Origin of the sequence: Phreatobacter sp., from assembly GCF_030691135.1 — a bacterium.
GTDB lineage: Bacteria > Pseudomonadota > Alphaproteobacteria > Rhizobiales > Phreatobacteraceae > Phreatobacter.
This window is the reverse complement of sequence record NZ_JAUYFA010000061.1, coordinates 1-25,582: the sequence shown is the minus strand read 5'-3', so window position 1 is coordinate 25,582 and position 25,582 is coordinate 1. Positions and strand designations below refer to the sequence as shown.

25 protein-coding genes and 2 pseudogenes are annotated in these 25,582 nt (G+C 69.5%); 7 read left to right on the top strand and 20 right to left on the bottom strand.

Annotated elements, in window-relative coordinates; genetic code table 11:
* Positions 1 to 614 (top strand): annotated as a pseudogene (locus Q8O26_RS10810) (AMP-binding protein); the annotation flags it as partial.
* A 21-nt stretch (positions 615 to 635) separates the two neighbouring features.
* Entirely contained in the window at positions 636 to 1,082 is a 447-nt protein-coding gene (locus Q8O26_RS10805) for a RidA family protein (protein WP_371134528.1), read from the top strand.
* A 286-nt stretch (positions 1,083 to 1,368) separates the two neighbouring features.
* On the opposite strand, the gene Q8O26_RS10800 is transcribed toward Q8O26_RS10805, so the two are convergent.
* The 8 genes from Q8O26_RS10800 to Q8O26_RS10765 form a co-directional block, all read right to left on the bottom strand.
* Positions 1,369 to 1,830: a RidA family protein gene (locus Q8O26_RS10800; RefSeq protein ID WP_305575523.1), complete on the bottom strand. Its 462-nt coding sequence runs from the start codon at positions 1,828 to 1,830 to the stop codon at positions 1,369 to 1,371.
* A gap of 10 nt (positions 1,831 to 1,840) precedes the next feature.
* On the bottom strand, positions 1,841 to 2,923 hold the full coding sequence (locus tag Q8O26_RS10795; protein WP_305575522.1) for an alanine racemase: 1,083 nt from the start codon (positions 2,921 to 2,923) through the stop codon (positions 1,841 to 1,843).
* Positions 2,924 to 2,935: 12 nt separating this feature from the next.
* Positions 2,936 to 3,637: an ABC transporter ATP-binding protein gene (locus tag Q8O26_RS10790; RefSeq protein ID WP_305575521.1), complete on the bottom strand. Its 702-nt coding sequence runs from the start codon at positions 3,635 to 3,637 to the stop codon at positions 2,936 to 2,938.
* Between the two features lie 22 nt (positions 3,638 to 3,659).
* Positions 3,660 to 4,178, bottom strand: coding sequence for a MarR family winged helix-turn-helix transcriptional regulator (locus tag Q8O26_RS10785; RefSeq protein ID WP_305575520.1), 519 nt, complete (start codon positions 4,176 to 4,178; stop codon positions 3,660 to 3,662).
* Positions 4,175 to 4,930, bottom strand: a complete 756-nt coding sequence (locus Q8O26_RS10780; protein WP_305575519.1) for an ABC transporter ATP-binding protein — start codon at positions 4,928 to 4,930, stop codon at positions 4,175 to 4,177. The genes Q8O26_RS10785 and Q8O26_RS10780 overlap by 4 nt, the downstream gene beginning before the upstream one ends.
* Positions 4,927 to 5,901, bottom strand: a complete 975-nt coding sequence (locus Q8O26_RS10775; protein ID WP_305575518.1) for a branched-chain amino acid ABC transporter permease — start codon at positions 5,899 to 5,901, stop codon at positions 4,927 to 4,929. The genes Q8O26_RS10780 and Q8O26_RS10775 overlap by 4 nt, the downstream gene beginning before the upstream one ends.
* 3 nt (positions 5,902 to 5,904) lie before the next feature.
* On the bottom strand, positions 5,905 to 6,828 hold the full coding sequence (locus Q8O26_RS10770) for a branched-chain amino acid ABC transporter permease (RefSeq protein WP_305575517.1): 924 nt from the start codon (positions 6,826 to 6,828) through the stop codon (positions 5,905 to 5,907).
* Positions 6,829 to 7,017: 189 nt separating this feature from the next.
* Positions 7,018 to 8,196 (bottom strand): ABC transporter substrate-binding protein, encoded by a 1,179-nt coding sequence (locus Q8O26_RS10765; RefSeq protein WP_305575516.1) that lies wholly within the window; start codon positions 8,194 to 8,196, stop codon positions 7,018 to 7,020.
* Positions 8,197 to 8,355: 159 nt separating this feature from the next.
* Here Q8O26_RS10765 and Q8O26_RS10760 point away from each other — a divergent pair, with 159 nt between their 5' ends.
* Positions 8,356 to 8,958, top strand: a complete 603-nt coding sequence (locus Q8O26_RS10760; RefSeq protein WP_305575515.1) for a DNA-3-methyladenine glycosylase I — start codon at positions 8,356 to 8,358, stop codon at positions 8,956 to 8,958.
* Positions 8,959 to 9,027: 69 nt separating this feature from the next.
* Here the strand turns inward: Q8O26_RS10760 and Q8O26_RS10755 are convergent, their stop codons facing one another.
* Positions 9,028 to 10,038 (bottom strand): DUF1624 domain-containing protein, encoded by a 1,011-nt coding sequence (locus Q8O26_RS10755; protein ID WP_305575514.1) that lies wholly within the window; start codon positions 10,036 to 10,038, stop codon positions 9,028 to 9,030.
* A gap of 157 nt (positions 10,039 to 10,195) precedes the next feature.
* Between Q8O26_RS10755 and Q8O26_RS10750 the strand changes: the two genes are divergently transcribed.
* From Q8O26_RS10750 to Q8O26_RS10740, 3 genes are all read left to right on the top strand, one after another.
* Positions 10,196 to 10,819, top strand: a complete 624-nt coding sequence (locus tag Q8O26_RS10750) for an HD family hydrolase (protein WP_305575513.1) — start codon at positions 10,196 to 10,198, stop codon at positions 10,817 to 10,819.
* 118 nt (positions 10,820 to 10,937) lie between these two features.
* The gene (locus Q8O26_RS10745; protein WP_305575512.1) at positions 10,938 to 11,462 is read left to right on the top strand and encodes a tyrosine phosphatase family protein; all 525 of its coding nucleotides are present in this window, start codon (positions 10,938 to 10,940) and stop codon (positions 11,460 to 11,462) included.
* Between the two features lie 162 nt (positions 11,463 to 11,624).
* Entirely contained in the window at positions 11,625 to 14,417 is a 2,793-nt protein-coding gene (locus tag Q8O26_RS10740; RefSeq protein ID WP_305575511.1) for a DUF2339 domain-containing protein, read from the top strand.
* Positions 14,418 to 14,421: 4 nt separating this feature from the next.
* Here Q8O26_RS10740 and Q8O26_RS10735 read toward each other — a convergent pair whose 3' ends face one another.
* Entirely contained in the window at positions 14,422 to 15,423 is a 1,002-nt protein-coding gene (locus Q8O26_RS10735; RefSeq protein ID WP_305575510.1) for a WD40 repeat domain-containing protein, read from the bottom strand.
* A gap of 122 nt (positions 15,424 to 15,545) precedes the next feature.
* On the opposite strand from Q8O26_RS10735, the gene Q8O26_RS10730 reads away from it, so the two are divergent.
* A complete protein-coding gene (locus tag Q8O26_RS10730) occupies positions 15,546 to 16,172 on the top strand; it encodes a histidine phosphatase family protein (RefSeq protein WP_305575509.1) in 627 nt (208 codons plus the stop codon).
* Here Q8O26_RS10730 and Q8O26_RS10725 read toward each other — a convergent pair whose 3' ends face one another.
* The 10 genes and pseudogenes from Q8O26_RS10725 to Q8O26_RS10680 all read right to left on the bottom strand — a co-directional run.
* Complete coding sequence (locus Q8O26_RS10725) at positions 16,173 to 17,303, bottom strand: CaiB/BaiF CoA-transferase family protein (RefSeq protein WP_305575508.1); 1,131 nt, start codon at positions 17,301 to 17,303, stop codon at positions 16,173 to 16,175. It abuts the gene before it with no gap.
* Positions 17,304 to 17,398: 95 nt separating this feature from the next.
* Positions 17,399 to 17,755, bottom strand: coding sequence for a DNA-binding transcriptional regulator (locus Q8O26_RS10720; protein ID WP_305575507.1), 357 nt, complete (start codon positions 17,753 to 17,755; stop codon positions 17,399 to 17,401).
* Positions 17,742 to 18,023, bottom strand: a complete 282-nt coding sequence (locus Q8O26_RS10715) for a BrnT family toxin (protein ID WP_305575506.1) — start codon at positions 18,021 to 18,023, stop codon at positions 17,742 to 17,744. Before Q8O26_RS10715 ends, Q8O26_RS10720 begins: the two co-directional genes overlap by 14 nt.
* 60 nt (positions 18,024 to 18,083) lie before the next feature.
* On the bottom strand, positions 18,084 to 18,665 hold the full coding sequence (locus tag Q8O26_RS10710) for an amino acid synthesis family protein (protein ID WP_305575505.1): 582 nt from the start codon (positions 18,663 to 18,665) through the stop codon (positions 18,084 to 18,086).
* On the bottom strand, positions 18,662 to 19,528 hold the full coding sequence (locus Q8O26_RS10705) for a UPF0280 family protein (RefSeq protein WP_305575504.1): 867 nt from the start codon (positions 19,526 to 19,528) through the stop codon (positions 18,662 to 18,664). Before Q8O26_RS10705 ends, Q8O26_RS10710 begins: the two co-directional genes overlap by 4 nt.
* A 2-nt stretch (positions 19,529 to 19,530) precedes the next feature.
* Entirely contained in the window at positions 19,531 to 19,989 is a 459-nt protein-coding gene (locus tag Q8O26_RS10700) for a MarR family winged helix-turn-helix transcriptional regulator (RefSeq protein ID WP_305575503.1), read from the bottom strand.
* Positions 19,986 to 21,494, bottom strand: a complete 1,509-nt coding sequence (locus Q8O26_RS10695) for a 6-hydroxynicotinate reductase (protein ID WP_305575502.1) — start codon at positions 21,492 to 21,494, stop codon at positions 19,986 to 19,988. Before Q8O26_RS10695 ends, Q8O26_RS10700 begins: the two co-directional genes overlap by 4 nt.
* Positions 21,495 to 21,728: 234 nt before the next feature.
* Positions 21,729 to 24,482 (bottom strand): molybdopterin cofactor-binding domain-containing protein, encoded by a 2,754-nt coding sequence (locus tag Q8O26_RS10690; RefSeq protein WP_305575501.1) that lies wholly within the window; start codon positions 24,480 to 24,482, stop codon positions 21,729 to 21,731.
* Positions 24,482 to 25,345, bottom strand: a complete 864-nt coding sequence (locus tag Q8O26_RS10685) for a xanthine dehydrogenase family protein subunit M (protein ID WP_305575500.1) — start codon at positions 25,343 to 25,345, stop codon at positions 24,482 to 24,484. The genes Q8O26_RS10690 and Q8O26_RS10685 overlap by 1 nt, the downstream gene beginning before the upstream one ends.
* Positions 25,345 to 25,582: pseudogene (locus tag Q8O26_RS10680) on the bottom strand (methylhydantoinase); the annotation flags it as partial. The gene Q8O26_RS10685 and the pseudogene Q8O26_RS10680, both read right to left, overlap by 1 nt.

The window sequence follows — 25,582 nt, the reverse complement described above, 5'->3', positions numbered from 1 at the left end:
CCGCCGACGAAGCGCATGCGCGTCCCGGCGCCACCGGTACCGTGGTTCCCGGCTATGTCGCCTGCGTGATGGACGACAATGGCCGACCGGCGCCGGTGGGTGAAGTGGGTAATCTGGCGGTGAAAGGCCCGACCGGCTGCCGCTATCTCGCCGACGAACGCCAGCGCAAATATGTCGTCGATGGCTGGAACGTCACTGGCGACACTTACGTGCAGGATGAGGACGGCTATTTCTGGTACCAGGCGCGCAACGACGACATGATCGTCTCCGCCGGCTACAACATCGCCGGCCCGGAGGTGGAGGCGGCGCTGCTCGCCCATCCCGCCGTCGCCGAGGCCGGCGTCGTCGGCCAGCCCGATCCCGAGCGCGGCATGATCGTCAAGGCCTATGTCGTCCCGAAGCCCGACGTGACGGTCACGCCGGCCCTCGTCGTCGAGCTCCAGGCCTTCGTCAAGGACGAGATCGCGCCCTACAAATATCCCCGCGACATCGCTTTCGTGCCGCAACTGCCGCGCACCGAGACCGGCAAGCTGCAGCGCTTTGCGCTCCGCGAACGCGCCGCCCGCGAGGCCGGCGCCGGACCCGCCACAGAGACCGCCAAGGCCGCCGAATAGACGCGCGCCGGAGACCCGACCATGTCCCATCCGATGAAGCCCGTGATCCCGCTCGCCCTGCCGGACGAGGACGTCCTGCCGGTGACGCTCAACCCCCAGGGCTGGCCGGTGCCGCGCGGCTATGCCAACGGCATGGCCGCCAAGGGCCGCATCATCGTCACCGGTGGCGTCGTCGGCTGGGACGTCATGGGCAATTTCCCCGAGGGCTTCGCCGCCCAGGCGCGCCAGTGCTTCGAGAACATCCGGCTGATTCTGGCCGAGGGCGGGGCGCTGCCGCACCACATCGTCCGGCTGACCTGGTACGTGACCGACGTGGAGGAGTATCAGGCGAACCTCCGCCCGCTCGGCCAGGCCTATCGCGACGTCTTCGGTGCGCACTATCCGGCCATGGCCGTGGTGCAGGTGGTCAGGCTGGTCGAGAAGGCTGCCAAGATCGAGATCGAGGCGACGGCGGTCGTGGCGGAGTAGGGGGCGGAAACAAGGCCCCACCCTTACCCTCCCCTCTGGTGAGGGGAGGGAGACTACCGCGTCGCGGACAGGTCGATATGGCTGGGCCAGGCACAGCCGACGCCTTTTCTGGCGCTGTCATCGTATCGCCGACCCGACGCGATTGGGCTTGGTGCAGAGGTTATTCGTTGGGGCTCGACGCCGTGGTCTCCCTCCCCTCGCCAGAGGGGAGGGTAAGGGTGGGGCATTCCCAACCGCGCCTGCCATCATGCCCGGCCCGGACGCGGAGATGTTCCGCCCACCCCTCTCAGTCGTGGATGCGGATCACCGCCTCGATCTCCACGGTGATCCCCATGGGCAGCGAGCCCATGCCGACGGCGGAGCGGGCGTGCCGGCCACGGTCGCCGAGGACCGCCACCATCAGGTCGGAGAAGCCGTTGATGACACGGGGATGGTCGCCGAAATCCGGCGTGCCGTTGACCATGCCGAGAACTTTGAGGAACTCGACCTTGGAGAGATCGCCGCCGGCCGCCGCCTTGGCGGAGGCGAGGATCTGCAGGCCGACGAGCTTGGCGTGCTCATAGGCCGCCTCCACCGTCACGTCGCCGCCGACCTTGCCGGTATGCAGTGAGCCGTCGGCCTTCCGCGGGCCCTGTCCCGCGAGATAGGCGATGTTGCCGTCGCGCTTGAACGGCACGTAATTGCCGGCCGGCATCGGCGTCGCGGGCAGCGTCAGGCCCAGCTGGGCGAGCTTGTCTTCCGGGGTCATGTCCGTCTCCTCACCTGAGCTTGCCGCGGGCGGCGACGGGGAGGATACCGACGATCGCGTCGCCGCGCACCATCACCACCTCGTCGACCATGTTGACCACCACGCAGACGTGGTTCGGCACGACGCGCACGATGTCGCCGACCTTCGGCCGCTCGTTGCACTTCGACAGGTCGAGGAAGCCGTGTTCCTCGGCGAATTTGGCGATGCGCGCTTCCGGGTGTTCGAGGATCAGGCCATATCCGTCGAGCCCGCCGCCGGGATCGGCGGTCAGCGTCTTCGACCCGGCGTCGAGAATGCCGCGATCGGCGCCGGCGCGGCTCACCACGGTGGAATAGACCGTCAGCGCGCAGTCATCGAGCGTCGCGACACCGACCTCCACCTGCATGCGATCGTTGTAGATATAGGTGCCCGGGCGGTGCTCGGTGGCGCCCTTGAGCTTGCCGACATTTTTCATGTTCGGCGAGCCTCCGGTGGAGATGATCTCAGCGTCGAGGCCTTCGAGCCTGATACCGGCCAGCGCCGTGTCGAGGAATTTCTGCGCTTCCGGCCAGCCGTCCTCGGTCGGGTACATCATGAAGCCCTTGAAGGCGAGGCCGGGCGAGGCGGCGATCAGCTTGGCGAGCTCGATGGCCTCGCCCGGCGTCTCGACGCCGGCGCGCTTGCGGCCCGTATCGCATTCGATGACGACGCCGAGCGGCCGTCCCGCGATGGCCGCCGCCTTCGGCAGGTCGCCGATGACCGTGGCGTTGTCGGCGGCCACCGTGACGGTGGTGCTCTCCAGCAGCCGTCCCAGCCGGTTCATCTTCTCCTCGCCGAGGAGATTGTAGCTGATCAGGATGTCGTCGAGGCCGGCGGCGGCCATGATCTCGGCTTCGCCGATCTTCTGGCAGGTGATGCCCCTGGCGCCGGCGGCGACCTGCAGCTTCGCCAGTTCCGGGCTCTTGTGGGTCTTGATATGCGGCCGGTTGGCGATGCCGGCGGCGTCGCACTGGGCCTGGACGCGGGCGATGTTGGCCTCCACCCGGTCCATGTCGATGACGACGGCCGGCGTGCCGTATTCGCGGGCGATGGTTTCGGCGAGCGGGGTGGCCATGGGCAGGTCCGATCAAACGTGCAGGTAGCGATCCTTCAGGTCGGGACTGGCGAGGAAGTCGCCGCTCGTCCCTTCCCAGACGATCCGGCCCTTCTCCAGGATCAGGTGCCGGTCCGCCAGTTTGACCAGAGCATCGACGTTCTTGTCGATGACCAGGATCGATTGGCCGTCCTGCTTGAGGCGGGCGAGACAGGCCCAGATCTCCGCCCGGATGACCGGGGCGAGGCCTTCCGTCGCCTCGTCGAGCACCAGGAGCTTCGGGTTGGTCATAAGCGCCCGGCCGATGGCCAGCATCTGCTGCTCGCCGCCCGAGAGCTGGTTGCCCATGTTGCGGCGGCGCTCCTTCAGCCGCGGGAAGAATTCATAGACGCGCTCCAGCGTCCAGGCCGCGGTGCGCCGGTCGCGGTTGGCGGCGGTGGCGACGAGGTTCTCCTCGACATCGAGATTGGGGAAGATCTGCCGGCCCTCGGGCACCAGGCCGAGCCCGGCCTTGGCGACCCTGAACGGCGGCTGGCCGGCGAGCGCCACCCCGTCGACGTCGATCGACCCGGCGGAGGGCTTCAGGAGGCCGAAGATCGACTTGATCGTCGTGGTCTTGCCCATGCCGTTGCGGCCGAGCAGCGTGACCACCTCGCCCGTGCCGACCGAGAGCGAGACGCCAAACAGCACCTGGACGTCGCCATAGCCGGATTCGAGGTTCGAGACGCTCAGCATCGGATGTTCCGGGGTTGGGACCTCATGCTCCGCCCTCCATCCGCGCCGCCGCGGCGCGGGCGACGGAGGCCTTGGTCCTGGCCAGCAGCCCCATCAGCACCTCGCGCTCGGTGGGATCGACGTCGGCGAGCAGTTCGCGCACCCAGGCGCCATGCTCGCGCGCCATGCGGGCGAAGTCCTGATGGCCCTTGGCGGTCATGACGATGCGCTGGGCCCGGCCGTCGAGCGCATCCCGGCGCTTCTCGACATAGCCCTGCTCGGCGATGCGGGCGACGAGGCCGGTGACGTTGCCGTTGGTGACCATCATGCGGCGGGAGATGTCGCCGAGCGTCATGCCCTCCGGCGACTTGTCGAGCTGGGCCAGCAGGTCGAAGCGCGGCAGGGTGATCTGGAACCGTTCGGCGAGGCGGCGGCGGATCTCGCGCTCGATCATCGTCGTGCAGGTGAGCAGCCGGAGCCAGAGCCTGAGTTCCGGCCTTGTATCGCCGCTCTGATGCGCCAGGCGCGTCTCGGCGTCGATGGCGAGATCGGGCGCGGTCATCCGAACTCCTCCTCGCCGAGATAGGCCTCGCGGACCGCCGGATCGGCGCGCACCGCCTCGGGGCTGCCGGAGGCGATGACCTGGCCGTAGACCAGCACGGAGATGCGGTCGGCGAGGCGGAAGACGGCGTGCATGTCGTGTTCCACCAGCACCATGGGATAGCGGCCCTTGAGCGCCATCAGCACCGCGACCAGCCGCTCGGTCTCCTCCCGCCCCATGCCGGCCATGGGCTCGTCGAGGAGCAGGAGCTTGGGCTGCGACACCAGCGCCATGGCGATCTCGAGCTGGCGCTTCTCGCCATGCGACAGGCTGGCCGCCGGCAGGGCCGCGCGCGCGGCGAGGCCGACCTCTCCGAGGGCCGCCATGGCGATATCGGTGAGCCGCTTGTCGGCGCCTGCCGACCGGAAGAAGCGGAAGGACGATCCGTCATGGGCCTGTGCGGCGGTCGCGACGTTCTCCAGCACCGTGAAGCCGGGCAGGACCTGGGTGATCTGGAACGAGCGCGTCAGGCCCTTCAGGGCCCTGGCATGGACGGGCAGGGCGGTAACATCGGCGCCGTCGAAGGTCACCGTGCCGGCATCGAGCGCCACCTCGCCGGTGATCTCCGAGATCAGCGTCGTCTTGCCGGCACCGTTCGGGCCGATGATGGCGTGCAACTCGCCGGCGCCGACGTCGAGGCTGACGCCGTCCGTCACTTTCAGCGCGCCATAGGCCTTGTGCAGGTTGGACAGTGAGAGGATAGGCGCTGTCATCGGCCCGTCCCCCGCTCCAGCAGCTTGACGATGCCGCCGCGCGCGAAGATGGCGACCAGTACAACCATGGGTCCGAAGATCACCTTCCAGTGTTGCGTCACCGCGGCGAGCCATTCCTCGATCAGCGTCACGCCGATGGCGCCGATGATCGGGCCGATCAGGGTGCCCATGCCGCCGAGCACCACCATGGCGATGAACTCGCCGGAGCGCTGCCAGGTCATGTAGGCGGGGGCGACGAACATGCCGAGATTGGCGAAAAGCGCGCCGGCCAGGGCGCAGATGGAGCCGGCGATGACATAGGCGGCGAGCCGGTAGCGGAACGGATCGAAGCCGAGCGCCCGCATCCTCCGCTCGTTCTCCTTGGCGCCGCGCAGCACCCGCCCGAAGCGCGAGCCGACGATCGTCTTCAGGAGCACGAAACAGCCGGCGAGCGTGCCGAGCACGACGAAATAGAAGGTGGTGTCGTTGGCGAGGATGCGGGTGCCGAAGACTTCCGAGCGATGGAACATGCGCAGGCCGTCGTCGCCGCCATAGGCCGACAGGCTCGTCGCGGTGAAGAAGGCCATCTGCCCGAAGGCCAGCGTGATCATGATGAAATAGACGCCGCGGGTCTTCAGCGAGATGGCGCCGGTGACGAAGGCGAAGCCGGCGCCGATCAGGATGGCCACCGGGAATGCGATCGCCGCGTCGACGATGTCGTGGGAGAACAGGATCGCCACCGCATAGGCGCCGAGACCGAGAAAGGCCGCATGGCCGAAGGAGACGAGCGCGCCATAGCCGAGGATGAGGTCGAGCGACAGGGCGGCGATTGCCATGATCATGGCGCGGGTGACGAGGCCGAGAATGAAGCGCTCGCCCCAGACGAAGGGCACCAGCGCCAGCAGCGCGAAGACGAGGACGGGCAGCCAGAGCCGGCGCCAGAGCGGCGGCGACGCGGGCAGGGCGGGCGGGGTGACGGGGTTTTCGGCCATGGTTCAGCCCTTGGCCGGGAACAGGCCGGTCGGCCGGAAGAACAGGACCGCCGCCATCAGGATGTAGATCGACATGGAGGCGATCGCCGGGCCGATGGTGCGCGCATCCGACGGCGACAGGCCGGAGAGCCGCAGCAGATCGACCGAGAACGAGCGCAGCAGCGTGTCGACGAGGCCGACCAGCAGGGCGCCGACGAAGGCGCCGCGGATCGAGCCGATGCCGCCGATGACGATGACGACGAAGGCGAGGATCAGGAGGTTGTCACCCATGCCCGGCTCGACCGAGAAAACCGGGGCGGCCATCGAACCGGCGAAACCGGCGAGCATGGCGCCGAAGCCGAAGACGATCATGAACAGGCGGCGGATGTCGACGCCGAGCGCCGAGACCATCGGCGCATTGCTGGCGCCCGCCCGGATCAGCATGCCGACACGCGTCTTGGCGACGATCAGATAGAGCCCGAGCGCCACAGCCAGCCCCGAGCCGATGATGGCGAGGCGCCAGACCGGATAGAGCACGCCGTCGGCGATGCGGATCGTGCCGGACAGCGAGTCGGGGATCGGCACCTGCAGCGGCGCCGCGCCCCAGACGATCTTGACGCCCTCGTTGAGGAACAGGATCAGCCCGAAGGTCGCCAGAACCTGTTCGAGATGGTCGCGGTCGTAGAGATGGCGCATCACCACGACCTCCAGCAGCAGGCCGAAGGCGAGGGCGCTGATCAGGGCGAGGGCGATGCCGATGAAGAAGTTGCCGGTCCAGGCGACGAACATGGCGGCGAGATAGGCTCCCAGCATGTACTGGACGCCGTGGGCGAGGTTGATGAAGTCCATCACGCCGAAGACCAGCGTCAGGCCGGCGGCGATGAGGAACAGCAGCACGCCGAGCTGCAGCCCGTTCAGCGTCTGGATGATGAGGAGCGTGGAGGACATCGCGGTCCGATCGGAAACCCTCTCCCCTCACGGGAGAGGATGGCGCCGTGAGGCGCCGGGTGAGGGCAGGCGGACCTGTGGCGGTCCGCGGAACAGAATGCTCGCAGGGGCGGCGCCTTGCGGCCCCTCACCCGACAGTTCGCGCTGCGACCCCCTCCCGCGAGGGGAGAGGGTCGCGATGCGGGCGGCTCACCAGCGCATTGGGCACTGGGCGGCGTAGACGTCGGTGTAGTTCTCGAAGATCCGCTCCACGATCTCGGTCTGGAACTTGCCGTCCGGCCGCTTGGCGGCGCGCACGGTGTAGAAGTCCTGGATCGGATAGTGGTTGTTGGCGAAGCGGAAGCGGCCGCGCAGCGAGGTGAAGTCGGCCTTGCGCAGCGCCGTGCGGACCGCGGCACGGTCCGTCAGGTTGCCGCCGGTGGCGACCACCGCGCTGTTGATCAGCATGGCCGCATCATAGGCCTGCATGGCGTAGGAGCCCGGCACCGAACCGAAGGCTGCCTCGTAGTCGGCGACGAACTTCTTGTTCTGCGGATTGTCCATGTTCGGCGCCCAGGTCATGCCGGCGAGCATGCCGAGGGCCGCATCCTGCTGGGCCGGCAGCGTCGATTCGTCGACGGTGAAGGCCGAGAGGAAGGGCACACGCTGGGTGAGGCCGGCCTGGCCGTACTGGCGCACCAGGTTCACGCCCATGCCGCCGGGCATGAAGGTGAACAGGGCATCGGCTCCCGAGGCGCCGATGCGGGCGAGCTCCGCCGAGAAGTCGAGATGGCCGAGGGGGGTATAGACCTCGTCGACGATCTGGCCGCGGAAATGCCGCTTGAAGCCGGCCATGGCGTCGCGCCCGGCCTGGTAGTTCGGGGTGAGCAGGAACACCTTCTGCATGCCCCGCCGCTGCGCATAGGCGCCGAGCACCTCGTGCACCTGGTCGTTCTGGTAGGAGGTGACGAAGAAGTTCTCGTGGCAGCCGCGGCCGGCATAGCTCGACGGGCCGGCATTGGCGCTGATCAGGAAGGCGCGCGGCGAATTGACCACCGGTGCGTGGATCGCCTGCAGGATGTTGGAGAAGATCGGGCCGACGACGAAGTCGACGCGGTCGCGGTCGATCATCGCCTGGACTCGCTGCAAGGCGACATCCGGCTTCAGTTCGTCGTCGACGACGATGACCTGGACATCGCGGCCACCCATCTTTCCGCCGAGCTGGCGGACGGCGAGCTGCAGCCCGTCACGCGCCTGCTGACCGAGAACGGCGGCGGGACCGGACAGGGTCTGGATCACCCCGATACGGATCGGCTCCTGAGCCTGGGCCTGGGCGACGCCGGCGAGCGTGGCCGCTCCCAGCGCCAGAGAGAGAAGGATGCGCTTCATCGAAAACCTCCCACCCCGAGTCGTGCTCGGGTCGAAGACCGCTCCCGGGCTTGTCCGTGGTCGCAGCCAATGCGAAGGCATTATCAACGTGGATTTTTCCCGAACAACCCCACCCGTCAAAAATATTTTAAGTGTAAAATAAATCGGCAGGAGACCGGCATGTTGCTCACCGATCATGCAGACGGCAAGCCGCGGTGCTGGTGGCCCGGCCACGATCCGCTCTATGTCGCCTATCACGACACCGACTGGGGCGTGCCCGAGCGCGACGATCGCGCCCTGTTCGAGAAACTGATCCTCGACGGATTCCAGGCCGGCCTGTCCTGGATCACCATCCTGCGCAAGCGCGAGCATTTCCGGACGGTCTTCGACGGCTTCCGGCCGGATGTCGTCGCCGGCTACGGAGCGGCCAAGGTAGCCGCCCTGATGGAGGACCCCGGCATCATCCGCAACCGCGCGAAGATCGTCGGCACGGTGAAGGCGGCCGGCATCTATTGCGACATGATGGGCCGCGGTGAAGGCTTCTCCGACTATCTCTGGGACTTCGTCGATGGCCGGCCGCTGCAGCCGGACCACCGCGACCGCAGCCAGGTGCCGACCGAGACCGCGGTGGCGCAGAAGCTGTCGAAGGATCTGAAGGCCCGCGGGTTCAGCTTCGTCGGTCCGACCATCGTCTATGCCTTCATGCAGGCGGTGGGCATGACCAACGACCACATGGTCGGCTGCTTCCGCCACGCGGAGGTCAAGGCGCTGGCTTCTGGTTGAAACCCTGCGTCATGCCCGGGCCAAGCCCGCGCAAGACGGCACGGGCGGCGCTACAGCCTCCGGGCGTCCTCACTCACCCCGCGTGCAGATGCGCGCGATCTCGCCGACGCGGGCGCGCTCCGTCGCGCTCAACTGGCCCGACAGCGCCTGGCCCCAGAGATTGTCGCGCTTGAGCCGGTCCGCCGTGCATTCGCACGCCTCGCGGCAGAGATCCGGTTCCTGGCCGTTGCTGACGCAGGTCCGCATGCAGGCCTCGACGAAGGGCCGCGTCTGCGGGTCGCCGACCAGCGGGCCGCGGTGGACGGCAGCCGGAAAGAGCCAGATCCAGGCCGAGAGCAGGGCGATGAACAGCGGCTGATGGACGAGATAGATCGGCAGGGAATGGCGCCCCATCGTGGCCAGCAGCGCCGCCGGGCGGCCGCCCGCGCCGATCGCCGCGAGCCGCTCCTCGCCGATGAGGGCGAGCCCTGCCCGCGCCGCCACGATCCCGCCGAGGACGCAGCCGAACCAGGGGAACAGCGGCACGAAGTCGCCGGAGCGGATGGGCCGGTCGCTGAGGCCGAGCCAGAGCATCAGGTCGGTGTCGAGAACGGGGTGGCCGACGAGCGCGGGCAGCGCGAAGGCGGTGATGGCGCCCCCGGCCACCGCCAGCGTCGGCAGCGCGAGAAAGGGCAGGGCGAGGACGCTCGCCACGGCGATGTGATGCAGGATCCCGAAGAACACATAGGTGTCCGGCATGAAGAGATAGGTGCCGGCCGTCACCAGCACCGCCGCGCCGGCCACCAGGGCGAGCCGCCGCAGATAGCCGTCGCGGTCGAAGCCCTGACGCGTCGCCAGTACCAGACTGGCTCCGACCAGCGCCAGGAACGAGCCGGCGATGGCGTGGGCGAACCAGCGCCAGCCGGCATGGGCGACGATGTCGGTCTCGATCAGCCGGAAGAAGGAGAGGTCCCAGGCAAAGTGATAGACGAACATCGCGACCAGCGCCGCGCCGCGGGCGATGTCGACCAGCGCGATGCGCGGGCGGCGCGGTCCGGCTTCGGGAGGTGGCGGAAGGCGTGCCATGTCGGCGATGGTCATGCGGCATCCTTCGGCCAGGGCCCGCGCCGGGCGCAGGCAGGGTCAACCCCGTTATCCCCTCGGCGTTCCCACGTCCACCGGCGCGCCGTCCCCGCTCGCGCCATGCTGCTGCCAAAACCCGGCTTGCCGGCGACGGGCGAAGCAGGCAGGAAAGGCCATGGTCACCCGCTCCCCGTCCCCGCGCCAGCGTCCGCCACGCGCCTGGCAACGCATGCTCTCCGGCCGCAGGCTCGACCTGCTGGATCCCTCGCCGCTCGATGTCGAGATCGAGGACATCGCCCATGGCCTGGCGCGCGTCGCCCGCTGGAACGGCCAGACCACCGGCCCTCACGTCTTTTCCGTTGCCCAGCACTGCCTGCTCGTGGAGGAGATCGCGGTGCGGCTGCAGCCCGGCCTGGAGACGCGCTGGCGGCTCGCCGTGCTGCTGCACGACGCGCCCGAATATGTCATCGGCGACATGATCTCGCCGTTCAAGGCGGTGATCGGCGGCGACTACAAGACGGTCGAGGCGCGCCTGATGGCGGCCATCCACATCCGTTTCGGGCTGCCGGCGACGGCCCCGGCCGCCATTTCCACCCTGACCAAGCGGGCCGACCATGTCGCCGCCTTCCTCGAGGCGACCCAACTCGCCGGCTTCGGGCACGAAGAGGCGACCGCGATCTTCGGCGCGCCGAACGGCGTCTTCGGCGGCGCCAAGGGCGTCCCGCCGGTTCTGGTGCCGATGGATTCGGACAGTGCCAAGGCCGCCTATCTCGCGAGGTTCGCGGCGCTCGCCTCCTGAGAGAATTCCGACGGCCGCGTGCGACCCGTTGTCTGCCGCTCCGATCTGCCGCATCGTCTCGTCATCGATCCCGCGCTATCAGGCAAGAAGCCGTTGCGGGCGCCAGGAGGGCACGTCCATGCAGGTTCACGTCTGTTCGCTGTCCCGCCTCTCCGCGACCGTCGAAGCGTCCGGCGCGCGCCACGTGGTGACGCTGATCAACGAGGGCACCGCCGTCGATCGGCCGGCAGCGGTCGCGGCGAACGATCACCTCTTCCTCGGCATGAACGACATCGTCGCGCCGATGGAGGGCTATGTCGTGCCCGCCGATGCCCATGTCGAGCGGCTGCTCGGCTTCGTCGGCGGCTGGTGGCGCACCCACGGCGCGCAGAGCCCGCTCGTGGTCCATTGCTGGGCTGGCATCAGCCGCTCCACCGCCGCCGCCTTCATCACCGCCTGCGCCATCAATCCCGCCGACGACGAGGAGGCGCTCGCCGCCGAGCTGCGGCGGCTCAGCCCCAGCGCCACTCCCAACCTGCGTCTCGTCACCATCGCCGACCGCATGCTCGCCCGCGATGGCCGGATGGTCTCCGCCATCGAGGGAATCGGCCGCGGCCGCGATGCCTATGAGGGCGAGCCCTTCGCACTTCGTCTCGGCCGCTGACCATATTGCTGCGGTTGCATCAACCTGATCGCAACATCCTGAAGTCACAATCGCCGCCGCGGACGCCATCGGTCCGAAACCTTGAGGTCGCATTGGGCTGACGTCGCCAGCGCATGCCGCGTCGGCGCAATGATGTTTTCGGCCATCAGGGGGCCGCAGCGCATGGATTTCTTCTTCTTCTTCGCCATCCTCGCCATCGCGATCGTCGTCGGCCTGCCCATTCTCGCCATCACCGCCTTCATCAGGGCCGGCGACGCCAGGCGGCGGCTCGACGGCGTCGAAACGCGGCTGGGACAGGCGGAGACCGAACTCCGCCTCCTGCGGGCGGGCCTCGCCTCCGGGACCGCCTTCGTCGCCCGTCCCCAGGCCGCGGACGGGTTCGCCCGGCAACCCTCGCCGGCGCCGCCCTCGCCGGCGCCGCCCTTGCCGGCGCAACCCTACGAGGCGCCCGCCTTCGCGGTGCAGCCGCTGCCGCCGCTGACGCGCTCCGTGCCCGCCGTCGCCAGCACGCGCCCGCTGGAGGCCATCGATCCGATCGAGGCGCCCGCCGCGGCGCCGGTACCCCCGCCGCCGCCCGGCCTCGGCGGCTTCGAGGAGACCATCGGCTCGCGCTGGGCGGTCTGGGTCGGCGCCATCGCTCTCGGCCTCGGCGGCATCTTCCTCGTCCGCTATTCGATTGAACAGGGCCTCGTCGGCCCCGGCCTGCGCATCGCCCTCGGCTTCCTCTTCTCGCTGGCGCTGCTGGCCGGCGGCGAATGGCTGCGCCGCAACGACAAGGGTCTGCCCACCCTGCCGGTTGCCGACATTCCCTCGGCGCTGACCGGCGTCGGCGCGGTGGCCGCCTTCGCCACTATCTATGCCGCCCATGCGCTTTACGACTTCATCGGCCCGGCCCCGACCTTCATCGCGCTTGGCGCGGTCGGTCTCGGAACGCTCGTTCTCGCCGGCGTCCACGGCCCGCTGCTCGGCGCCATCGGCCTGGTCGCGGCCTTCGCCGCGCCCTTCCTGGTCACCGCCAGCGACCCGAACCCCTTCGTCTTCCCGATCTATGCGGCGGTCATCACCGCGGCCTGTTTCGCGCTCGCCTGGATCCGCGACTGGCCCTGGCTGCGCTACGTTGCGACCTCGTTCGCCGTTTCGCTCGGCGCCCTGACGCTGTTCGTCACCTCCGGCGGGGCCTATCCGAGCCTCGTCCAGGCGCTGGCGGGCCTCGTCACCGCGGCGCTCTTCGTCGTCCCCGGCATCCGCTTCGCCCCGGCGCGCGAAAAGGGCGCCGATGTCGGAGCTGTCGGCATTCTCGGCGCCTTCGCCTTCCTCGGCCTTCTCGCAGTCATGGAGAGCCGCCAGGACATGGCGGCCGTCGGGCTGTTCCTCGCCGTCGCGCTCGCTGTCCTCGCTCTGGTCTGGCGCGCCCCCTCGGTCGCTCCGGCAGCCCCCGTCACCGGTCTCTTCGCACTTCTCGTCCTGCTCGGCTGGGCGGTGGGTGTCAGGCCCACGACCCTCGTCGATCCGCTCGGCGTGCCGCCCGACTTTCCCGACATCCTCGCGCGCATCGTCTGGACCGGTCTCGCCGTCGCGCTGGTCTTCGGCATCGGCCCGGCGTTCCTCGCCGTCTGGCGTCGCCAGCGCGAGGCCTGGGTGGTGCTGACCCTCGCCATGACCTCAATCGTCATGCCGCTGGCCGTCCTCGCCATCGTCTATGGCAAGGTCGAGGGCTTCGTCATCTCGCCGCGCTTCGCCGCGCTCGCCATGGTGCTCGCCGCGACATTCGGTGCGGCCACCGAGGCGGCGCATCGCCTGCGATCGGGCCGGCGGCCGGGCCTCGCCTCGGCCTCGGCGCTCTATGCCATCGGCGCCCTGGCGGCCCTCGCCTTCGCCCTGACGCTGCTGCTCGAACGCGCCTGGCTCACCCTCGCGCTCGCCGCGATGATCGCCGGCATCGCCTGGGTCTACACGTTCCGGCCGCTGCCGCATCTGCGCTGGACGGCGGCGCTGGCCGGCTGCGCCGTCCTCCTGCGCGTCATCTGGGACCCGGCGATCAACGGCATCGATGTCGGCGACATGGTGATCCTCAACTGGCTGCTCCCGGGTTACGGTCTTCCCGCGCTCAGCGCCGTGGCGGCGGCCCTGTTGCTGCGCCGGCGGCGTGGCGAGGACGCCCCGGTCCGCACCCTCGAGGCCCTCGCCATGGTCTTCGCGGCGCTGCTGGTGATCGTCCAGGTCCGCCACGCCTTCGGCGCTCACGGCATCCGCCTCTTCGCCGCGCCCATGCAGTTCCCCGAGGCGGCGACCCATACCGTGACCATGCTCGCCTTCGGCCTCGGCCTGTCGCGCCTCGCGGCCATCCGCACCGGCGCCTTCTGGGACAATGCGGTCCTCGTCCTCCGCTTCGCCTCCTGGGCCTGGATCGCGGTGGTCATGGGCTTCGCCTTCAATCCCTGGATCACCGGCGGCTATGTCGGCCCGCACCCGATCGTCAACTGGGCCCTGCTCGGCTACGGGCTCGGCGCCGTGCTGGCCGTCCTGGCGGCGGTCATGGAACGGCGCGCCGGCCGCATTGTCGAATGCCGCGTCATGGGCCTCTTCGGCCTCGCCATGCTGGTCAACTATCTCAACATTACCGTGGCGATGCTCGCCCGTGGCGAGGTCTCGTTCTGGAATATCGGCGATGGCGAACTCTACGCCTATTCCGCCGTCTGGCTCGTCGTCGGCATCGCCCTGCTCGCCGCCGGTGCCGCCTTCGGCAGCCGCACATTCCGCCTCGCCTCGGCCGCCATGGTGGCTCTCGCCGTGCTGAAGGTCTTCCTCGTCGACATGGCCGGGCTGACCGGCCTGTGGCGGGCGCTGTCCTTCATCGGCCTCGGCCTGGTGCTGCTGGTCGTCGGGCGGGTCTACCAGCGGGTTCTGGGCATCGCCCAGGCGCGCAGCGGGGCCGCGCCTCCGCCGGCTGCGTGAGACCCTAGAGGCTGGCGAGGCCGGCCTTGCCACCTTCGGTGCCGAAGGCGACCGCCTTGCCGTCGGCGCGCCAGGCGAGCGCCGTCACGGCGTCGCCGTCCGGCTCGCGCATCAGGATCTCCGCCCCGTCCTCGATGCGGCAGAGCAGGATGAGGCCGTCGGCGAACCCCGTGGCGATCACCGGGGCGGCGGGGTGGCCGGCCACCTGCGTCACCTTGATGCCGGCCTTGGCGGCGGGGGCGATCATGGTCGGGGTCGCGCCCATCGGGCCGTTCTTGCCGGAGAAGGGCCAGAGGATGGCCTCGGCGGCCCCGGAGGTCGCGAGGAACTTGCCGCCCTGCGACCACGAGAAGGAGCGCACCTTGCCGGGATAGCCTGACATGCGCATGTGCTGGCCGTCCTCGAGCCGCCAGCCGTGCAACTGGGCATCCTGCATCGTGGTGACGACGAAGCGCTGGTCGGCGCTGACGGTGACGCCGAGATGTGAGCCCTTCCATTCGAGCTTCACGGGGTCACCCTGGACGTTCGGATACCAGAGCGTCGCGCCGTTGTAGTGGGCGATGGCGAGCCGCAGCCCCTTGGTAAAGAAAGCGATGCCGCCCGCCGCCGAGGGCAGCGACAGGGTCATCGGCTCGCCTTTCGCCTGGGCGACGAAGACCTTGCGGCCCGCGCTCCAGGCGATGGCGCCGTTCGGGCCGAGCGCGACCCTGTCGATCCAGGTGCCGCCGCTGTCATGGATGCGGCGCAGGTCTCCCCTGCGATCCATGGCGAGGACGCGGCCGTCGTCGCCGCCGGTCAGCAGCACCGTGCCGTCACAGGCGGCGTCGAGAATGCCACCGTCGTGGAGGGGCACCCGCCGGTCTGCCTCGCCGGCGATGACGATCTCGCCGGAGGCGAGGACGAGCACCGCATCGGCGCCGAGAAAATGGGCGGAGAGCACCGTTTCGCCGGCATCGATCGGGCGGATGCGTTCACGGATGGAGGGGCGCTGCGTCTCGGTCGTCATGGCCCTTTGCTAGCCCAAGGTCCCGCGGAAGGCGAGGGGGAACAGCGGATGGCGCGCCGCACCCCTTTGACATCGGTCCCGGGCTGGTCCATGCCAACGCCCGATTTTCGAGGAGATGTCCCTTGGCCAGCGGAACCCCGACACAGGTCGCTCCGACGCTCGGTTACGACGCGATCCAGGACCTCTCGCGGGCGGTTCCGTTCCGGCCGCGCCTGTCGCGGCTGATCTTCCTGCGCCACGGCGAGACCGAGGGTAACCGCAAGGGCATCTACCAGTTCCCCGACACGCCTCTGAACCCGGCGGGTGAGGCGCAGGCCGCCGAGGCCGCCTCCATCCTGGCGCTGGCCTCCATCACCCGCGTCGCCGCCAGCCCGATGATGCGCGCATGGCGCACCGCCGCCATCGTCACCGACGGCCGCGACATCACGCCCGAGCCGGACGCAGCCCTGCAGGAGCGCATGTATATGGGCCTGTTCGGCACCCCGGTCGGCACGCTCAACTGGCGTGTCGATCCGCCGGCCTGCGAGAGCCTGGCGACCTTCGTCCACCGCACCGGTCATGCCCTGTCGCGCTGGACGGCGCTGGAGGACGATCCGGAGGGCGACCTGCTGATCGTCGCCCATGGCGGCGTGCTGCTGGTCCTCGCCGCCCTGACCGGGGTCGATGTCCACACCGAACTGCGCCGCAACGCGACGCCGATCCTGTTCTCGCGCACCACCGGCGGCTGGGAAGCGACCGCCGCGGGCTGATCACCCGCCGAATTCGGCCTTCACCTTCGCCGTGTGCTCCCCGAGCGCCGGCACCGGGCCGAACTGCGGGATGGTCCCGTCATGGAGCGCGCCCGGGGCGAGCATGCGCTTGCGGCCGGCGGGGGTCTCCACCTCGATATAGCGGTTCTGCGGGTGGATCTTCAGGTCGTCGAGCGAGGACACCCGGCCATAGGCGACCCTGGCCGCTTCCAATCGCTCCACGACCGCCTCGCGCGGATGCTGCGCGAAGGCGGCGAGGATGAGCGCATCGAGCGCCGGGCGGTTGGCGACGCGCTTGACGTTGGCGTCGAAGCGCGGGTCGGTGGCGATGGTGGCATTGTCCAGCACGTTCTCGCAGAGCGAGACCCATTCCCGTTCGTTCTGGATGGAGAAGAGGATCGCCTTGCCGTCGGCGCAGGGGTAGGCGCCATAGGGCGCGATCGTCGGGTGGTTGAGGCCCGAACGCGGCGGATAGATGCCGCCATAGGCATACTGGAGATAGGGCACGTTCATCCAGTCGGCGAGCGCGTGGTAGAGCGACACCGCGATGTGCCGGCCCTCTCCGGTGATCGAGCGGCCGATGAGGGCCTGCAGGATGGCCTGGTAGGCGGTCATGCCGGCAGCGATGTCGCAGACCGAAACGCCGACGCGCGCCCGGCTCTCGCCCTCGCCGGTGATCTCCGACAGGCCCGACTCGGCCTGCACCAGCAGGTCATAGGCCTTGAGGTGCTGCCAGGGACCCTCCTCGCCATAGCCGGAGATGGAACAGGTGATGAGGCGTGGGTGGCGCCGGCGCAGCGTCTCCATGTCGAAGCCGATGCGCTTCAGCGCGCCGGGTGCGAGGTTCTGGATGAAAACGTCGGCCTTGGCGACCATGGCCGCCAGCACCGCCTGGTCGCCACCATCCTTGAGGTCGAGGACGACCGATTCCTTGCCCCGGTTGAGCCAAACGAAATAGGCGCTCTCGCCGTCCACTGCCTTGTCGTAGCGGCGGGCGAAGTCGCCCTCCTCGCGCTCGATCTTGATGACGCGGGCCCCGGCATCGGCGAGGCGTGAGGCGGCATAGGGCGCCGCCACCGCCTGTTCGACGGAGACGACGAGAAGGCCGGCGAGATCGGTCTGGGACGACATGGGGGCGGGCTCACACGAGGGTCGGGCCCTCTCCATAGAGACAGCCTGGCCGTCCGGTCCAGAGCCCCTGCCGGGGAGCAGGCCTGAGCCTGTCGTCAGGAGGCCAGCGCCCGGTCCACCGCCTCGCGCTCGGTCTCGATGACGGTGATATAGGCGAGGAAGGCGCTGTCCGGCATGGTGCGGCCCTGCTCGATGTCGCGGAGGCGCGCGACGTTGATCCGGTAGCGCTCGGCGAATTCCGGCTGGCTGAGGCCGAGCGACTGGCGCAGCAGCCGGACGCGCCGGCCCGCAACACCGCGGTCGAGTTCCTCGTCGGTGGAGGGCGGGTTGTCCGGGTCGTCGATGGCGTTCTGTTCGATCTCCTCCGGCGTCATGGCGTCGAGGCGGGCGCGCGTTTCGGCGGACAGCCGCGGCGGATTGCTCGGGTCGATGATCAGCCTAGCCTTGACCATAACGTCTCGCCTCTGTCCGGTTGGCGCGCCGTGCCGAGATGATCCAGTGGATCGCGCCACGTCGCGTGTAGACCACCGTCATCAGACGGCCGTCGAGCATCCCGACCGTTTTCCTGCGGTCCTCCCCGTCTCCCGGCCGCGTGACGTCAACGTCGATCCTTGCCGGATCTGCGAAAACGTCGACGGCCTCGGGAAAGCTGAAGCCATGCTTCTTCAGGTTTGAAGAAGCCTTCCCATCATGCCAGTCGAAGTCGAGCGACGACGCCATAAGCTATCATACGGAAAATCCGCACGATACGCAATCATGACGTGTATCGCGCCCTCTGTCTCACCTCTGCCCGTCGCGCTTCGCAATCTGGTCCTGCGTCAGCCCGCCCATGCGCGGATGTGGCCGGCCGCCAGTGGTCATGGCCAGCGCGAAGAGGATCTCGTCGGGGCGTGGTGAGTCCTGCACCATCAGCGTCACGCCGTCGAAATGCGAGCGCACGTAAGCCGCATTGCGGTGGTGGATCGGCACGTCGAGGATGGCGCCCAGCGGCCCGACCTTGGTCATCGAGGGCACGATGGCCAGCGCCTCGCCGAGCAGTTCGCGCATGGCATAGCCGCCTGGCACATGCCACAGCGCGCCGTGCTCGAGTTCGCCCGCCGAGCCGATCAGTGAGCCCTTGCCATAGGCCTCGATGGCAGCCGTGTCGCCGCCCAGCGCGTTCAGCAGCTTGGTCGCGCATTCGAGGCCGAGCGGCTTCAGGTCGTCCATCATCGGCTGGATGTCCTCGACATAGCGGCCGGCATAGGGGTTCTTCAGCACGGCGGCGATCCAGCCCTTGAGGATCGGCCTATCGAGCTTCGGCCCGCCGTCGTGGCGGACCTCCTCGACGCCGACGACGATCTTCCTGACGTCGATGGTCATGGTTTCATCTCCCTGAGGCTGCGTGTCTGTCCGAGGATGCGGGCTTCGCCCCTGAGCATCAGTGCCGCATCGAAAATCAGGCCGCGCCGGCGGAACTGCTCGGCGCGCGCCCGTCCGGCGTCGAGAGCGGCCGCGATCTGCGGCGCGGCCAGCGGGCCGACGGCGGTCGTCACCAGGCGCTCGCCGAGGTCGCTGTCGGGGTCGAGCTCGCAGGCCGGACTGCGGCTGATCAGCGGGTCGTCGATATCGACGGCATTGGCGATCAGCGTCGCGGCGACATCGGCCGTGGCGGCGTCGCGGGCGAGGACCGTGACGGAATCGGCGATGCCGAGTGAGAACGAGCGCCCCTGCGCGCCGGAGGTGGCGATGCCGCCGATCCCGTCCCGCTCCGTGAGGGTGATGCGGCCGTTGAGTGCGGGAACGGCGCCGTGCGCGAAGTCGGCTGCCACCGCAACGTCCATCGTCTCGCCTTCGGTCAGGTGGATGGCGATGTCGCCGCCGTCATTGACGAAGGCGCGGTCGAGCGGGGCCGCCTTCACCATCGTCTCCATCAACTCGTCGGCCACCGCGCCGGCCACCGCCGCCATCGGCGTCACGAACAGGCCGGCAAAGGGCCGGCAGGCCGCCACCATGCGGCGGGCCACCGGCGTTTCCACCAGCGGGCGATCGGCGATGGGCCGCCGTAATTCGGTGAGCTCGCCGGCGAGCTCCGGCAGGATTGCGCCGAACCGTGTGACCACCGCCTCATAGGCCTCGCGCACCGCGCTCGTCGCGCCCCAGGCCCTGAGCACGACGTCGATCGGCCCCTGCTGCAGATGCAGCCGGTCGCCGTCGAGGCGCTGGACAGTCGGCGCGTCCCACATGGTCAGCCGATCCGGCCGAGCAGGGCGAGCAGCGTCTCGGCTTCCTCCGCCGACAGCGGCTCGAGGGTGCGCGCCGACACGTCGGGGCCGCGCGCCTTCATTGCTTCCACGGTCTCACGGCCTATGGCGGTGAGTTCGAGGAGGACGAGGCGCGCATCGTTCGGATCGACCGAAGGCGAGACGAGGCCGCGTTTGGCAAGCCGCCCCGCCACCCCGAACATCGTCGCCGGATCGATGCCGACCAGGCGGCCCAGCTGGTTCTGCGAGGTGGGACCGAGGTCATGCAGCTTGGCGAGCGCGGCATATTGCACCGGCGTCACGTCCAGCCCGTCCATCACCTGCTCGAAAATAGCACTGGCGCGTTGATGGGCGCGCCGGACCAGGAAGCCGATCTGGTCTTCGAGGACATAGGGTCTCTCCGGCGGCGTCTCGCCGGCGCGCTTCGCTCGCTTCGCCGTCATGGACGCCTCTCCGGGAAGGGCCACGGGTTGCCGTCGATCCAGCCGTCGATCCGTGCCTGCGGGGCGACGTCGCGCAGGATGTCGTCGATGGAGACGACGTCGTCCATATGCCCGCCGAGCTGCTCGTAGAGCGCCCGCGGCAGGGTGAACTCGATCGGCGCGACGATGGCCGGAGTCGGCACATAGCCGAACGCGTTCTTCGGCAGTTTCGTCACATCGGCCATGACGGTGATGCCGCCGCCTGGCCACAGATAGACCGGCGCGCCGCCCATGGTGACCTTCGTCTGCCCGGCGGCGACGGACCGGGTGAGCAGCACCGGGTTTTCGGTGACGCCGGCCCGGAGGCTTCCGCCCGCCCCCGCCATGAACAGCACGGTGCAGAGCGAGGGCTCGCAGTTCTCGCCGATGCGGTCGACCACCTTCATCACCGCCTCCGGGATCGGGGCGGGCACCGGCACGAGGTTCTCGTCCAGGACGCAATAGAGGAAATGCTCGCCGGTGGTGGAGGTCATGAGGAGGCGCAGGCCCGGCCAGGCCGTCTCGGGATCGATCTTCTGGATGATCGACAGCGGGTCCTCGATGTCGGTGCCGCCCCAGCCGATGCCGGGATTGGCGACCTGGAAATAGCGGCCGGGCGTCGACTTGCGCCCGCGCACGCGGATGCCGGCGGCCCGCATGTCCAGCACCTTGCCGGCCTGGTGCTCGGTCAGCACGCCGGTGATGTGGTCATCGACGACGATGACCTCGTCGACATGGCCGAGCCATTGCTTGGCGAAGATGCCGACGGTCGCCGAGCCGCAGCCCACCCGCATGCGCTGCTCGGGCTTGCCGTCGACGATGGGGGCCTGGTTCGCTGCGACCACCACCTCATGGCCGCCGTCGATCACCATGGTCACGGGCTCGCCAGCGCAGAGCTTGAGCATCGTGTCGCAAGTGACATTGCCCTCCTTCTTCGAGCCGCCGGTGAGATGGCGTACGCCGCCGATGGAGAGCATCTGGCTGCCATATTCGGCCGTCGTGACATGGCCGACCTGCTCGCCGCCGACGCGGATCGGCGCCGCTTCGGGCCCGAGATGGCGGTCGGTGTCGATCTTCACCTTGACGCCGCAATAGCTGAAGATGCCCTCGGTCACGACGGTGACGGTGTCGACGCCCTCGTGCACCGCCGAGACGATGAAGGGGGCCGGCTTGTAGTCGGGATAGGTGGTACCCGCGCCGATGGCGGTGACGAAGGTGCGTTGGGGATCCAGCGCCTGGCCATCCCAGTCATTCGTGCCGAAGGGGACCATCTTGCCGCCGTCCTCGACGGTCTTCGCCAGCAGCACGACCGGGTCGGTGCGCACCAGCTGGCCGTTCTCGTTGGCATAGCGCGAACAGGCGCCCGCCCGCCCCGGCCGGATGCGGCAGAGCACCGGGCAGGCGTCGCATCGCAGGATGCCGTCGCCCTCGTCGGCGCCGAACTTCTTCGAGCGTGCCGCGAGCGAGAGATGGTCAGTGGCGGTCATGGCGACCTCCTGGGATGGGGTATCGGGCGTGGTCGTGGGGTTCTTTTTGAATCGAAGTCCCCACCCTTACCCTCCCCGCTCGCGCGGGGAGGGGGACCACGGCGTCGCGAATTGTTTGAACCGTATGCGCCTGGCCCAGCCAACGAGACGAAGGCGGAACGTCGAAGTCCCCCTCCCCGCGCAGCGGGGAGGGTGCGGGTGGGGCATGGACCCGAAGCGCTGGGAAAGCCGCCCTCATTCCGCCGCCTCCCGCCCCTGCATCGCCGCCCAAAGCCGGTGCGGCAGCACGGGCACCTCGGTCATCCGCACGCCGACCGCGTGACGGATCGCCCCGAGAATGGCCGGGGCGGTGGCCACCAGCGCCGGTTCGCCGACGCCCTTGGCGCCGAACGGCCCCTCGGGCTCCGTATCCTCGACCAGATGGATGGTGATCTCCGGCATGTCGCCCGCCGTGGGGATCAGGTAGTCGTGCAGGTTCTCGGTGCGGCCGGGGAGATATTCCTCCATCAGCGCCAGACCCAGCCCCTGGGCGATGCCGCCGTGGATCTGCCCTTCTGTCAGGGTCGGGTTGACGGCCCGCCCGACATCGTGGGCGGCCAGGATGCGCGTCACCTTCACCGTGCCGAGCAGGCGGTCGACCTCCACCTCGGCCACCTGAGCGGCGAAGCCGTAGGTGGCGTAGGGGATGCCCTGGCCCCTGGCGTCCAGCGCCGTGGTCGGCGGGTCATATTCGCCCTCGCCGGCGAGGACGATGGCATCCGCTTCCGACCCCAGGACCGACAGATCGATGACCCGGCTCGCCTCGCCGTCCTCGACCGTCAGCCTGTCACCGTCGAGGCTCATCCGCGCCTGCGGGCCGGCATTGGCCAGCGCCAGGATCTTCGCCCTGAGATCCATGCCGGCGAGCTTCGCCGCATTGCCCGAGACGAAGGTCTGGCGCGACGCCGAGGTCTTGCCGGCATCGGGAGTCCTGTCGGTATCGCCGACGACGAAATCGAAGGCGGCCGTCGGCAGCCCCAGCGCATCCGCGGCGATCTGCAGCAGTACGGTTGACGAGCCCTGGCCGATATCGACGGCTCCGTTGAGGAAGGTCAGCCGTCCGTCGCGTCCGAGCGTGATCCGCATCTTCGACGGGTTGGACATGGAGGTGTTGCCGCAGCCGTACCACATGCAGGCGACGCCGACGCCGCGGGCCATGCGGCCGCCGGGGGCATTGTGGGCGGCAGCTTCGGCCATCAGGGTATCGTACCCGGCCTTCACCGCATCGAGGCACTGCGGCAGGCCGGCCGAGGCATGAAGGATCTGCCCGGTCGGGGTCCTGTCGCCGTGGTCGATGGCGTTGATCCGGCGGATGGCCCAGCGGTCGATCCCGAGCCTTTCGGCGAGATCGTCGATCAGCGTCTCGCCGGCGAGCGCCGCCTGCGGCACGCCGAAGCCGCGGAAGGCGCCGGCCGGCACCTCGTTGGTGTGGACGGCACGGGTCGCATTGCGCACATGCGGCACCTTGTAGGGGCCGGTGGCATGGACCGGCACGCGGTTCGCCACCGTCGGCCCCCAGGAGGCATAGGCACCGGTGTTGAAATCGCCGGTCATCTCATAGGCGGTGAAGCGGCCTTCCGCGTCCGCGGACATCAGCGCATGGATCTGCGAGGGATGGCGCTTGGTGGTCGAGGCCATGCTCTCGGTGCGCGAATAGACGATGCGGACCGGCTTCTTCGTCAGCCAGGCGGCGACCGCGATGAGCGGCTGGATCGAGACGTCGAGCTTGCCGCCGAAACCGCCGCCGCAGGCACTCGGGATGATGCGGACCTGCGCCATGGAGATGCCGACGACGCGGGCGACCTCCTCCTGGTCCATGACGGCGGCCTGGGTGCAGGCGGTGACCTCGATGCGGTCCCCCACGCGGATCGCGTAACCTGCCTCCGGCTCGATATAGGCATGCTCGACGAAGCCGGTGCGGAAGCGGCCCTCGGCGGTGGCCGCGCCGAGGCGATGACCCTCGGCGACATCGCCGGTCTCCAGATAGCCGCGGGTCAGCACGTTGTCCGGGATATTGGCGTGGAGCGGCGTTGCGCCCGCGGCGAGCGCCGCTTCGACGCCGATCAGCGCCGGCTCCACCTCCCAGGTGATCGGCAGCGCGGCATCGGCGATTCCCTCCACCGCCGCGCGCGAGCCGACAAGGGCGAGGATGGCTTCGCCCCGGTAGCGCACGAAGCCCGGCGCCAGCACCGGCTGGTCCTTGATGGTCGGGAAGATGCCGAAGGAATTGGCGCCGGGAATGTCCGAAGCGGTGAGGATGGCCTCGAGCCCGGGATGGGCCGCCTTCACCGCCGCGAGGTTGCCGAGGGTGAAGCGGGCGCGTGCGTGGGGCGAGCGCACGGCGCGCAGCCACAGCGCGCCCTCCGGCGCGAAGTCCGCGCCGAAGCGGTCGGTGCCCTGAACCTTCGGCAGGCCGTCGGCACGGGCGATACGGGCGCCGACGGCCGCTCCCGCCTCGGCCACCGGGGCGAAGGCATTGGCGCCGCGCGCCACCGCCTCGATGGCCTCGATGATCTTGATGTAGCCTGTGCAGCGGCAGAGCACGCCGCCGATGCCGTCCTCGATCTCCCGGCGGGTCGGGGAGGGGTTGCGCGCCAGCAGGTCCGCCGCCGCCATGATCATGCCCGGCGTGCAGATGCCGCACTGGGCGGCGCCGGCGGCTAGAAAGGCGGCGCGCAAACGGTCGATGAGCGGGTCGGCGGCCTCAATCGTGGTGATGGCGCGGCCCTCGGCCTGCGCCGTCGCGACGAGGCAGGCGCAGACCTGCGCGCCGTCCATCAGCACCGTGCAGGCGCCGCAGTCACCCGCATCGCAGCCGACCTTGGTGCCGGTGAGGCCGAGCCCTTCGCGCAATGTGTCGGCAAGGCTGGCGAAGGGATCGGCGGCGACCGTCCGGTCGGTGCCGTTGACGATGAGCGAGACGGTGGGAAACGCGGGACGGTCGAGCATCAGGCAGCCCTCCGGGCGGCGGTGGCGGCAAGATCGGTGAGCGCGTCGCGCACCAGCGACTCCGCCGCGGCGAGACGGTAGGCGGCGGTCGCGCGCACGTCGTCGATGGGGGCGAGGCCGGCGAGATGGCCCGCCATGACCAGTCCCGCGGCCTGCCCGAGGGGCTGGCCGAGGAGGGCGGCTTCGAGGGCGGTGAGGCGCTGCGCCACCGCCGAACAGGCACCGACGGCGATCCGCACGGCGGTGATCCGGTCCTCTGCATCGGTCGCCACCACGGCCGCGACCATGGCGATGGAGATGACGAGATAGGCCCTGGCGCCGAGTTTGAGGAAGGTCGAGCGGGCGCCGGTGAGCTTCGGCAAGATGAGGGCGGTCACGATCTCGTCGGGCCGCAGCGCCGTCTGCCGGTAGCCGGTGGCGAAGCCGGCAAAGGGCAGGGTGCGCGTGCCGGCGCGGCTCGCCAGTTCCACCATGGCGTCGAGGGCCAGAAGGTTGGGGATTCCGTCGCCGGCCGGTGAGGCCGTGACGATGTTGCCGGCGAGTGTCCCGAGATTCTGCACCTGGACGCCGCCGACCGCACGGGCGGCCTGCACATAGCCGTCGAAGAGGGGCGGCAGGCCGGCCGATGCGAGCGCGCTCCACGTCGTCAGCGCCCCGAGGCGGACGTGATCGGCCTCCTCGCTGATCCCCCGGAGTTCTGTTACAGCGGAAATGTCGAGCACGTCCTTGTGGGCGGGATCGCCCCAGGCTCGGCGGGCGGTGCGAACCGGATAGACGTCCGTGCCCCCCGCGAGGACGGTCACGTCGTGGTCGGCGCGGATGGCGAGGGCGTCAGCGAGGCTGGTCGGACGGAAGTAGTGCATCAACCCCTCCATCCCCACAGCGCCTCGGCCTGCGCCGCGGTGTAGTAGCCGCGGGCGACGTCGCGGGCGATCGCGGCCGGGTCGCGTTCCGCCGGGTCGCCGTAGCCGCCGCCGCCGGGCGTCATCACCTCGACCCGGTCGCCGGCGCGGATGGCGAGGCCCTGATCCTTGGACAGATGTTCCGGGATCGTCGTCTCGCTGCCGCGGTGGATCTTGACGACGTTCGGCGCGCCGTCC

Excerpts from the sequence above, each read along its gene's own strand:
- Q8O26_RS10760 (WP_305575515.1), top strand. The coding sequence starts at position 8,356 with ATGTTGCTCACCGATCATGCAGACGGCAAGCCGCGGTGCTGGTGGCCC.
- Q8O26_RS10795 (WP_305575522.1), bottom strand. The coding sequence starts at position 2,923 with ATGGCCACCCCGCTCGCCGAAACCATCGCCCGCGAATACGGCACGCCG.
- Q8O26_RS10715 (WP_305575506.1), bottom strand. The coding sequence starts at position 18,023 with ATGGCGTCGTCGCTCGACTTCGACTGGCATGATGGGAAGGCTTCTTCA.
- Q8O26_RS10710 (WP_305575505.1), bottom strand. The coding sequence starts at position 18,665 with ATGACCATCGACGTCAGGAAGATCGTCGTCGGCGTCGAGGAGGTCCGC.
- Q8O26_RS10745 (WP_305575512.1), top strand. The coding sequence starts at position 10,938 with ATGCAGGTTCACGTCTGTTCGCTGTCCCGCCTCTCCGCGACCGTCGAA.
- Q8O26_RS10785 (WP_305575520.1), bottom strand. The coding sequence starts at position 4,178 with ATGACCGCGCCCGATCTCGCCATCGACGCCGAGACGCGCCTGGCGCAT.
- Q8O26_RS10740 (WP_305575511.1), top strand. The coding sequence starts at position 11,625 with ATGGATTTCTTCTTCTTCTTCGCCATCCTCGCCATCGCGATCGTCGTC.
- Q8O26_RS10775 (WP_305575518.1), bottom strand. The coding sequence starts at position 5,901 with ATGGCCGAAAACCCCGTCACCCCGCCCGCCCTGCCCGCGTCGCCGCCG.
- Q8O26_RS10705 (WP_305575504.1), bottom strand. The coding sequence starts at position 19,528 with ATGTGGGACGCGCCGACTGTCCAGCGCCTCGACGGCGACCGGCTGCAT.
- Q8O26_RS10695 (WP_305575502.1), bottom strand. The coding sequence starts at position 21,494 with ATGACCGCCACTGACCATCTCTCGCTCGCGGCACGCTCGAAGAAGTTC.
- Q8O26_RS10750 (WP_305575513.1), top strand. The coding sequence starts at position 10,196 with ATGGTCACCCGCTCCCCGTCCCCGCGCCAGCGTCCGCCACGCGCCTGG.
- Q8O26_RS10790 (WP_305575521.1), bottom strand. The coding sequence starts at position 3,637 with ATGCTGAGCGTCTCGAACCTCGAATCCGGCTATGGCGACGTCCAGGTG.
- Q8O26_RS10735 (WP_305575510.1), bottom strand. The coding sequence starts at position 15,423 with ATGACGACCGAGACGCAGCGCCCCTCCATCCGTGAACGCATCCGCCCG.
- Q8O26_RS10800 (WP_305575523.1), bottom strand. The coding sequence starts at position 1,830 with ATGACCCCGGAAGACAAGCTCGCCCAGCTGGGCCTGACGCTGCCCGCG.
- Q8O26_RS10805 (WP_371134528.1), top strand. The coding sequence starts at position 636 with ATGTCCCATCCGATGAAGCCCGTGATCCCGCTCGCCCTGCCGGACGAG.
- Q8O26_RS10770 (WP_305575517.1), bottom strand. The coding sequence starts at position 6,828 with ATGTCCTCCACGCTCCTCATCATCCAGACGCTGAACGGGCTGCAGCTC.
- Q8O26_RS10765 (WP_305575516.1), bottom strand. The coding sequence starts at position 8,196 with ATGAAGCGCATCCTTCTCTCTCTGGCGCTGGGAGCGGCCACGCTCGCC.
- Q8O26_RS10700 (WP_305575503.1), bottom strand. The coding sequence starts at position 19,989 with ATGACGGCGAAGCGAGCGAAGCGCGCCGGCGAGACGCCGCCGGAGAGA.
- Q8O26_RS10755 (WP_305575514.1), bottom strand. The coding sequence starts at position 10,038 with ATGACCATCGCCGACATGGCACGCCTTCCGCCACCTCCCGAAGCCGGA.
- Q8O26_RS10725 (WP_305575508.1), bottom strand. The coding sequence starts at position 17,303 with ATGTCGTCCCAGACCGATCTCGCCGGCCTTCTCGTCGTCTCCGTCGAA.
- Q8O26_RS10685 (WP_305575500.1), bottom strand. The coding sequence starts at position 25,345 with ATGCACTACTTCCGTCCGACCAGCCTCGCTGACGCCCTCGCCATCCGC.
- Q8O26_RS10720 (WP_305575507.1), bottom strand. The coding sequence starts at position 17,755 with ATGGTCAAGGCTAGGCTGATCATCGACCCGAGCAATCCGCCGCGGCTG.
- Q8O26_RS10690 (WP_305575501.1), bottom strand. The coding sequence starts at position 24,482 with ATGCTCGACCGTCCCGCGTTTCCCACCGTCTCGCTCATCGTCAACGGC.
- Q8O26_RS10780 (WP_305575519.1), bottom strand. The coding sequence starts at position 4,930 with ATGACAGCGCCTATCCTCTCACTGTCCAACCTGCACAAGGCCTATGGC.